The sequence below is a fragment of the Mesorhizobium sp. M7D.F.Ca.US.004.01.2.1 genome, assembly GCF_003997785.1.
GTDB classification, from domain to species: Bacteria; Pseudomonadota; Alphaproteobacteria; order Rhizobiales; family Rhizobiaceae; genus Mesorhizobium; species Mesorhizobium loti.
On sequence record NZ_RZRQ01000237.1, the window covers coordinates 1 to 9283 of the forward strand.

The window sequence follows — 9283 nt, forward strand, 5'->3', positions numbered from 1 at the left end:
TCACTTCGGTTGACAGCTCATATACGGCTTCGGTCCAGCAGAAGTCGGCTCCGGCTGAAAAGCAGCCCGTCGTCCAGGGCAGCGACCGCAACCTCTTCGGCAACAACTAACAGCGGATTCGCAGTTGACGGTGGGTCTGCCCGCCGTCCTGGCGAAATCCAGAAAATTCAGGAGATTAAAATGAACAAGATCCTTATTGCTGCCGCCGCGGTTCTGGCCATCTCGGGCAGCGCTTTCGCCGGCAGCGACAACTTTGGCTCCAATGGCGCCAATCAGCCTGCAGCCGCGGTGGACCAGTCGTACACGGCCTCCACCAAGACATCGGAACCGGTTGCCCAGACGCCCGCTCAGGGCAGCGACCGTAACCTCTTCGGCCACTAACAGCCAACCCACGCGGACGGCGGGTCTGTCCCGCCGCCCTGGAGAGGCTCGAAAAATTCAGGAGACTAAAATGAACAAGATCCTCATTGCTGCCGCCACCGTTCTGGCCATCACCGGCAGTGCCTTCGCCGGCAGCGACAACTTTGGCTCCAACAGCGCCAACCAGCCTGCCGTCACTTCGGTTGACACCTCGCACACGAGCTCGATCCGCAACAGCGGTGGCCTCGTCGCGAAGCTGCTTAATTCGTCGGGTGACGTACAGAAGTCCGCCCCTCAGGGCAGCGACCGGAATCTCTTCGGCCACTAACAGCCGAAGCTGATCTTCAGAAGAAGAGCGGCGGGCCAAGCCCGCCGCTCTTTTCTACGTCCGAGACGTGGTTCTGCCTCAGGCCGCCTTTGCTTCCGGCTTTTGCAGCGCAAAGGAATGTCCGTCCGCATCGAAGATATGCAGATCCTCGCCATTGGCGCTCAGCCGCAATGTCGAACCGCGCTTGACCTCGACATTGCCGGGCAGCTTGGTCACCAGCGGCAGATCGGCGCGGCCGATGTCGATATAAACCAGCTGAACCTCACCGAGCTGCTCGACATAGTCGACCGTTCCCTCGAACAGATAGTCGGCGCCGCTGGAGATGATCAGATCTTCCGGCCGCACCCCGAAACTCACCGCGGTACCTTTCGCCGAAGCCGGCGTTGTGATCGGCACGGTTGCCTTGCGCCCGCCGACATGGCTGACGACGGTCGGGTTGCCGGTCTTGTCGATGGTCGCCGGCAGGATGTTCATGGCCGGCGAGCCGATGAACTGGGCAACGAACAGATTGCCGGGTTTCTTGTAGAGGTCCATCGGCGTGCCGACCTGCTCGATATGGCCATCCTTGAGCACCACGATGCGGTCGGCCAGCGTCATCGCCTCGACCTGGTCGTGGGTAACGTAGATCATGGTCGTGTTGGGCATGGATTCCTTGAGCTTGGCGATCTCGATGCGGGTGGCGACGCGAAGCGCGGCGTCGAGGTTCGACAGCGGCTCGTCGAAGAGGAAGACCTTGGGATTGCGCACGATGGCGCGGCCGATGGCGACGCGCTGGCGCTGGCCGCCCGACATCGCCTTGGGCAGGCGGTCGAGATATTTAGTCAGCTGCAGGATTTCGGCCGCCTGGCGTACACGGCGGTCGATCTCGGCCTTGTTCTCCTTGCCGATCTTCATCGAGAACGCCATGTTGTCGTAGACGGTCATGTGCGGGTAGAGCGCATAGGACTGGAACACCATCGCGATGCCCCGCTTCGACGGCGGCACGTCGTTGACCACCTCGCCCGCGATCTTGAGTTCGCCGGAGGTGATTTCCTCAAGCCCGGCGATCGACCGCAGCAATGTCGACTTGCCGCAGCCAGACGGGCCGACAAAGACGATGAACTCGCCCGACTTTATGTCGAGGTCGATGCCGTGGAGAATGTTCAGATTGCCGTAGGACTTCTTCACTTGTCTTAGCGTGACATCGGCCATTGGTTTCCTCCCAGTAGTTTGAAATTCAAGTGATTTGAAATTCAGTCGATACGCCCGAACCAGGCGCCGTAGCCGCCGAGCTTTATGGCGCCGCTGCTCGTCTGCCCCGAAAATCCGTGTCCCGGCAAAGGTTGCAGCGATCGGTTGCCAAGGTCAACCTCGGCCGGCCTGGCGCCCAGATTGAAGACGCAGACAATCTGCTCGTTGCCGGCGCGGCGCGTGAAGGCGACGGTGTCGCCCTCACTTTCGATGAAGGTGATATCGCCCTTGGCCAGGGCCGGATGGGCGCGCCGGAAGCTGAGAAAGCGCCGGTAGTGTTCGAGCAGCGAAGTCTCGTCGCCCTGCTGGACATTGACCGCTTGCGCCAGATGCTTGGCCGGCACCGGCAGCCAAGGCTTTGCCGAGGAGAAGCCGCCGTTCTTGGCGCTGCCGTCCCACACCATTGGCGTGCGGCAGCCGTCGCGGCCCTTGAATTCAGGCCAGAAGCGGATGCCGTAGGGGTCCTGCAGATCCTCGAACCGAAGGTCGGCCTCGCCGAGCCCAAGCTCCTCGCCCTGATAGATGCAGACCGACCCGCGCAACGACATCAGTAGCGCCGAGATGACCTTGAGGTAGGCGGTCGGGTCGGCCTCATTGGCGGCCCAGCGCGAGGCCGGGCGCATCACGTCATGGTTGGAGAAGGCCCAGCATGACCAGCCGTCGCTGGCCACCTTGCCGAAGGATTCCAGCACCGAGCGGACCTTGGCCGCGCTGATCTTTTCCGGCGCCAGGAAATCGAAGGAATAGCACATGTGCACGCGCTTGCCACCGGCGGTGTAGGCAGCCACCACCTCCAGTCCGCGCTGCGAATCGCCGACCTCGCCGACCGCGGCGGTTGCTGGATATTCATCGAGCAGGGCGCGGAACCGTTCAAGGAAGCCGAGGTTCTCGGGGCGGCTCTTGTCGTAGAGATGGTCCTGGTAATTGTAGGGGTTGACCGCCGGTGCGGTCTGGTCGTTGCGCTCTTCCGGCGGCAGCGGTGGGTTGTTTTCCAGGCCCTGGCTGTGGAAGTAGAAATTGATGGTGTCGAGCCGGAAGCCGTCGACGCCGCGCTCCAGCCAGAAACGGGTGACGTCGAGCAACGCGTCCTGGACGTCGTGGTTGTGGAAGTTGAGGTCGGGCTGCTCGGCCAGGAAATTATGCAGGTAATATTGCTGGCGGCTGGTGTCCCATTGCCAGGCCGAGCCGCCGAAGATCGACAGCCAGTTGTTGGGCGGCGTGCCGTCCGGCCTGGCGTCCGCCCAGACGTACCAGTCGGCCTTCGGGTTGGTGCGGCTCGAGCGGCTTTCCTTGAACCATGGGTGGTTGTCGGCGGTGTGCGACAGCACCTCGTCGATCATCACCTTGAGGCCCAGCCTGTGTGCCTCGGCTGTCAGCGCGTCGAAATCAGCCAGCGTGCCGAACATCGGATCGACGTCGCAGTAATCTGACACGTCATAGCCGAAATCCTTCATAGGCGACTTGAAGAACGGCGAAATCCAGATGGCGTCCGCACCGAGTGCCGCGATGTAGGGCAGCCGCCCGATGATGCCCTTGAGGTCACCAATGCCGTCGCCGTTCGAGTCCTGGTAGCTGCGCGGATATATCTGGTAGATCACCGCACCTCGCCACCAGTCGCGATCGATGGCGAGATCAGGCTTCGAGTTGGCCTTCAAAGCGGATTGCATCGTCTCAGCCTCCTTTCACCGAGCCGGCAAGCAGCCCGCGGACAAAATAGCGCTGCAGCGAGAAGAAGACGATCAGCGGCACGATGATGGTCACGAAAGCCGATGTCGTCAGGATCTCCCAGTCGCCGCCGCGTGAGCCCAACAGGGCGTTTAGCTTGGCGGTCAGCACGATCTGGTCTGCCTCTGTACCGAGGAAAACCATCGCCACCAGCAGATCGTTCCATACCCACAGGAATTGGAAGATGGCAAACGAAGCCAGCACCGGGAACGACAGCGGCAAGACGATCTTGACGAAGATCTCGAAATCGCTGGCGCCGTCGATGCGCGCCGATTCCATGATCTCGCGCGGCAGGCCGGCAATGTAGCTGCGCAGCAGGTAGATTGCGAAGGGCAGGCCGAAGCCGGTATGCGCCAGCCAGATGCCGAGATAGGTTTTCGACGGCATGCCGAAGAAAGAGCCGACGCCGTTGTAGAGTTTCAACAGCGGGATCAGCGACATCTGCAGCGGCACCACCAGCAGGCCGATGATGACCGCGATCAGCAGCGCCCGGCCGGGAAACCGCATCCAGGCCAATGCATAGGCGGCAAAGGCGGCGATCAGGATCGGGATGACGGTCGCCGGGATGGTGACGGTCAGCGAGTTCATGAACGACCGTCCGATGCCCTCCGAAAACAACACCGTCTTGTAGTTGTCGGTGGTGAATTTCGGCGGCGCCGACGAGGCATAGTAGATGCGCTGGCCGCGATCGCCTTCGAACGCCTTGGACGAGGCCATGACGAAGCTGCCGTCGGCGTTGAGCAGCAATGTCACGCCGTCGCCGAGATCGGCTGTCGTGCCGGCGGGATATTGCGTCGGTGCCGCCGATTTGACACCGAAGGCGCTGATGTTGCGGGCAGCACCGTCACCGAAGATGTTGCCCTGAAGGACGAACTTGCCGTCCTTTTCGACTTGCGTAGAGGCGGCCGGCAGCCGGCCGGCTTCGGTCTGGGTGGAGCTGGAGAACGAATTCCACCAGCCCGAGGCGATGATCTGGTTCTTGTCGCGCAGCGACGAGACCAGGATGCCGAGCGTCGGTATGGTCCAGATCGCGACGAAGACAAGCACGGCGATGTGGACGCCAAAGCGGCTGGCGAAGGAATTTCCGGTCGCAACGGCCATCTCAATGTCCTCCCGTCTCTTTGTTCGCCTGGCGGATGTTCCAGACCATGATCGGAATGACCGCGATCATGATGATGATGGCGATGGTGGCGCCACGGCCGAAATCGCCGCCGCCACGGAACATCCAGTCGAACATCAGATTGGCCAGCACCTGGCTGTTCCACTGGCCGTTGGTCATGGTCAGCACGATGTCGAACACTTTGAGCACCAGAATGGTGATCGTGGTCCAGACGACGGCGATGGTGCCCCAGATCTGCGGCACCATGATCTTCCAGAATATCTGGAACGGATTGGCGCCGTCGATGACGGCGGCTTCCAATGTTTCCTCGGGAATGCCGCGCAAGGCGGAGGACAGGATGACCATGGCAAAGCCGGTCTGGATCCAGATCAGGATCACCATCAGGAAGAAATTGTTCCAGAACGGCAGCGATATCCAGACCTGCGGCTGGCCGCCGAAATGCTGGATGACGGCGTTGAGGATGCCGATCTGCGTCTGGCCCTCGCCACGATACTCGTAGATGAATTTCCAGATGACGCTGGCGCCGACGAAGGAGATTGCCAGCGGCAGGAAGATCAGGCTCTTGGCGATCGTGCCCCACCAGATCTTGTCGGTGAGCACGGCGATGATCAGCCCGAGGAAGGTGCAGGCGGCGGGCACGACCGCCAGCCAGATGATGTTGTTGAGGATCGAGTTGCGGAACTCGCGGTCGCCGAAGGCCCATTCGTAATTGGCCAAGCCGACGAAATTGATGCCGCCGCGATCGAGGAACGACAGCCGTAGCGTCTCGACCACCGGATAGATCAGGTAGATGGTCAGGATGATCATCGCTGGGTCAACAAACAGCCAGGGACGGACCAGCCCTTGCCGGCGCAGATTGTCGATGGCCGCAGCACCGGCGACGCCGCGCGACGGGAATATCAGGTCGACCAGTTTGTTGGCGCCCCAGAAATAGGCGACGCAACCGCCGACGCCGACGATGATGACGAAAATGGCCGAGAAAATCTGAGCCGCCATGGGTCCCTCCCCCTGCGCATCATCAGCCAAAGCCGAACGGTCCGGGCGGTGAGATGCGCCGATTCAGTTGTTCAGAGCGCGATCGCCAGGCAAGACGGGTTTTCCCTTTTGCTGATCGCGCTTCATGCCGGATGTCTGTGTGCTCATGATAGTCGCTGCGGCACGGGCCGCCGGTCGGATCCGGGCCTCCAGGGCCCGGATCCACTTGGGATGCGATAGTCCAAACGTCCAGCCGAACGATCGGCTGCTTAGCTCCGTCGGCCGCCTACTTGATAGCGTCCCAGCTCTTCTGGATGTCGGTGGCGACATCCTGCGCGGACTTGCCGCCGACCAGGTCGATCATGCCGGTCCAGAACGCGCCGGCGCCGATCTTGCCGGGCATCAGGTCGGAACCGTCGAAGCGGAAGGTCGAGGCGTTGGCGAGGATTTCGCCCTGCTTCTTCAGCGCGTCGCTGGCGTAGGCATCCTTGTTGACCGACTTGAGCGGCGTCACGAAACCACCCTCGGCCATCCAGATCTCATGGGCGAGCGGCATCTTCAGGAATTCGATGAACGCGCGGGCACTCTTGCTGTCTTTCGTGATCATCGCCAGCGTACCGGCGCCGAGCACGGGCGTGCCCAGTTCAGGCTTGGAAGCATAGGGCGGGAAGTAGAAGAAGTCCGCGTCCTGGCCGACCTTGGTGCCTTCCGGGAAGAAGGTCGGGATGAACGATGCCTGATGGTGCAGGTAGCATTTCGGCGGCACCGAGAAGAGGCCCTTCGGGCTGTCGCGGAAATCGGTCGCCGCAACCGCCTTGGCGCCGCCGTCGACCATCTTGTCGTCGGTCGCGATCTTGCCGAAGATGTCGATGGCGTTGACCACCGCCGGATCGTTGAACGGGATCTCGTTCTTCACCCATTTGTCGTAGACTTCCGGGGCCTGGGTGCGCAGCATCAGGTCTTCGACCCAGTCGGTCGCCGGCCAGCCGGTGGCGCCGCCCGAGCCGAGACCGATGCACCACGGCTTGCCGCCATCGGCGATGATCTTCTTTTCGAGATCGGCAAGCTCTTCCTGCGTCTTCGGCACCTTGTAGCCGGCTTCCTTGAAATTGTCCGGTGAATACCAGACCAGGGACTTCACGTCGGCCTTGTAGGGGAACGCGAAGAAGCCCGGCTTGCCGTCCTTGTCCTTGAAGGTGCCGAGATCGACCCATGACTGGCCGGCGCCGTAATTGTCCTTGACCCATTTCGCGGTGTCGTCGCCGAGGGGTGTCAAAAGGCCCTTCGATGCCAGGTCCTGGATCAGGCCCGGCTGTGGCAGCACGGCGATGTTCGGCGGGCTGCCGGCCTGTGTGTCGATGACGATCTGCTGTTCGTAATTCTCCGAGGAGGAGTATTTGATCTCGACGCCGGTGGCTTCCGAGAAATAGTCGAGAACGCCGCGCACCAGGCCTTCGTCCTCACCGCGCCACGGTCCGAAGATCGTCAGCGTCTCACCCTTGAGATCGACTTTCTTGAGCTCTTCGTAGTTCGCCCAGTTGAAGCGCTTGTCCTCACCCGGTTTGAACTTCAATTCGGCATGCGCGGGCGCGTTCAGGGCGAGCGTGGCAAACGCAGCACCCAGCAAAAGCATTTTCTTCATCGGTATTCCTCCCAGTGGGTCACACACACCGGACGGAACCTCCATTCCGCCCGCCGACGCCGCAGGACTGTGACTCAGTCAGAAAGGAACCGCAACCTTTCGAAGAGTCTTCCAAAGCGCTTTGGCTTTTTTGATCTCGCCATTGAATCGCCTGGAAGTCAAGAGGCTGGCGAGCTAATCGATTTAACTTCGCGCATTTGCGGCAGAAAAAGTGCGCTGCAACATGCTTTTATGGCAGCGCAGCAGCAATTCTTGTTTCAAACCGGCCCAAACCGCGTCTATGGTTCATCCTCCTATGGACCGGCCCTTACGGCACTTGGGTCGATTCAATTTAAAAGCGCTTTGAGGGAATGGAGACCTTTCGTGAACCTCAAGCAGCTCGCCCATATGCTGGCACTTTCGCAGACTACGGTAAGCCGCGCTCTGAACGGCTATCCCGAGGTCAACGAGGAAACGCGAAGGCGGGTGATGGATGCCGCCAAGCGCCACGGCTACCGCCCCAATCCGAGCGCGCGCCGGCTGGCGACCGGCAAGACCGGTATGATCGGTTATGTTCTGCCTACCGGTGCCGCCGTCGACATCGATCCGCATTTCGTCGAGTTCCTGTCCGGCCTCGGCGACTACGCCCGCTCGCACGAACTCGACCTGGTGCTGTCGCCGGCCGACGCCGACGACCAGGAGACGACCTACCGGCGCATCGTCGCCAACCGGCAGGTCGACGCCGTCTACATCTCCTCGCCAAGGCCCGCTGACCGGCGCGTGGCGCTGGTCAACACGCTCGGCATTCCCTTCATCGTCCATGGCCGCAGCGAAGGTTTCGATTTCGACTATGCCTTCACCGACATCGACAATGAGGGCGCCTTCCGCGAGGCGGCCAGGCTGCTGATCCAGCTCGGCCACCGGCGGCTGGCGCTGATCAACGGTGATGATCGCGAGACCTTCGCCATCCATCGCGAACGCGGTGTGCGCCGGGCGCTTGCCGCGAGCGGGCTGACATTGGGCGAGCACCATGTCTGCTCGGTTGATATGACCGAGGAGAACGGCTATCGCGCCACCAGGCGTTTGCTGGAAGCGGGCGACGCGCCGACGGCGATCGCCTGCTCCAGCCTGATCATGGCGCTGGGCGTCGTGCGTGCGGTGCGCGACCTTGGCCTGAGCATTCCGGGCGACGTGTCGCTGATCGCCCATGACGATGTCTTCCCCTGGCTGAGGCCTGAGAATTTTTCGGTGCCGCTGTCGACGACGCGTTCATCCATCCGTCTCGCCGGCGCCCGTGTCGCCGAGCGGCTGGCGGCACGGATTTCGGGACTGGAGGAGGGCGCCCGCGGCGAGGTCTGGCCGGTCGACCTGGTGGTCAGGGGATCGGTCGCCGGCGCGCCTGCCTGAGGTCAGAACCGGCTACGGCTGACCCGTCGCCTCGCGCGATATGGACAGCCCCGCGAGAAGCGGAGCGTACGCGGCGAGCCTGCGGGATACGAACTCCGTGAAGAGCCGCACGCGCTTTGTCTTGCGTGTCTCCCCCTGTGTGAGAAGCCAGAGCGTTCCGTACATGTGCAGCTCGGTGCCCGGCACCCTCACCAGCAGGGGGTCGGCATCGCCAATGAAGCACGGCAGTGTCGTCATCCCGAGCCCTTGCCGTACAGCAACGATCTGCGCCTCGCCGTCCGTGGTCCTGAACGGAACCCCCGTGGTGCGAACTTCGCTGGCCCAATCCGGAATTCCATGAATGCTTATGACGATCCACCGGATGGGATCAGGCGCGCCCGCACGCCACGCGGCCAGTCGATCGCGGGACATGTAGACGCCGCCGAACAGCTCCGGCCCCTTCAGGCCGTGAAGATTGAGCGGCAGGGTTTTGCGGTCGTAGACGACGCGGATCGCGACGTCGGCCTCTCGGTTGGTC

9 protein-coding genes and 1 pseudogene are annotated in these 9283 nt (G+C 62.1%); 4 read left to right on the forward strand and 6 right to left on the reverse strand.

Annotated elements, in window-relative coordinates:
* The 3 genes from EN993_RS25435 to EN993_RS25445 form a co-directional block, all read left to right on the forward strand.
* On the forward strand, positions 1-110 hold a 110-nt coding region (locus tag EN993_RS25435), incomplete at its 5' end, for a DUF680 domain-containing protein (protein ID WP_127265144.1).
* A gap of 70 nt (positions 111-180) precedes the next feature.
* The gene (locus tag EN993_RS25440; protein WP_109666841.1) at positions 181-381 is read left to right on the forward strand and encodes a DUF680 domain-containing protein; all 201 of its coding nucleotides are present in this window, start codon (positions 181-183) and stop codon (positions 379-381) included.
* Between the two features lie 70 nt (positions 382-451).
* On the forward strand, positions 452-688 hold the full coding sequence (locus EN993_RS25445; protein WP_127265145.1) for a DUF680 domain-containing protein: 237 nt from the start codon (positions 452-454) through the stop codon (positions 686-688).
* 78 nt (positions 689-766) lie between these two features.
* Here the strand turns inward: EN993_RS25445 and ugpC are convergent, their stop codons facing one another.
* From ugpC to EN993_RS25470, 5 genes are all read right to left on the reverse strand, one after another.
* Positions 767-1879 (reverse strand): sn-glycerol-3-phosphate ABC transporter ATP-binding protein UgpC, encoded by a 1113-nt coding sequence (gene ugpC, locus EN993_RS25450; RefSeq protein ID WP_127265146.1) that lies wholly within the window; start codon positions 1877-1879, stop codon positions 767-769.
* 41 nt (positions 1880-1920) lie between these two features.
* Positions 1921-3585, reverse strand: a complete 1665-nt coding sequence (locus tag EN993_RS25455; protein ID WP_109666833.1) for an alpha-glucosidase family protein — start codon at positions 3583-3585, stop codon at positions 1921-1923.
* Positions 3586-3589: 4 nt separating this feature from the next.
* Positions 3590-4744, reverse strand: a complete 1155-nt coding sequence (locus tag EN993_RS25460) for a carbohydrate ABC transporter permease (RefSeq protein ID WP_127265147.1) — start codon at positions 4742-4744, stop codon at positions 3590-3592.
* Between the two features lies 1 nt (position 4745).
* Positions 4746-5759, reverse strand: a complete 1014-nt coding sequence (locus EN993_RS25465) for a sugar ABC transporter permease (protein WP_127265148.1) — start codon at positions 5757-5759, stop codon at positions 4746-4748.
* Positions 5760-6024: 265 nt separating this feature from the next.
* The gene (locus EN993_RS25470) at positions 6025-7380 is read right to left on the reverse strand and encodes an ABC transporter substrate-binding protein (protein WP_127265149.1); all 1356 of its coding nucleotides are present in this window, start codon (positions 7378-7380) and stop codon (positions 6025-6027) included.
* Positions 7381-7743: 363 nt separating this feature from the next.
* Between EN993_RS25470 and EN993_RS25475 the strand changes: the two genes are divergently transcribed.
* Positions 7744-8766, forward strand: coding sequence for a substrate-binding domain-containing protein (locus tag EN993_RS25475; RefSeq protein WP_109666824.1), 1023 nt, complete (start codon positions 7744-7746; stop codon positions 8764-8766).
* 12 nt (positions 8767-8778) lie between these two features.
* Here EN993_RS25475 and EN993_RS25480 read toward each other — a convergent pair.
* Positions 8779-9283: pseudogene (locus tag EN993_RS25480) on the reverse strand (LysR family transcriptional regulator); the annotation flags it as partial.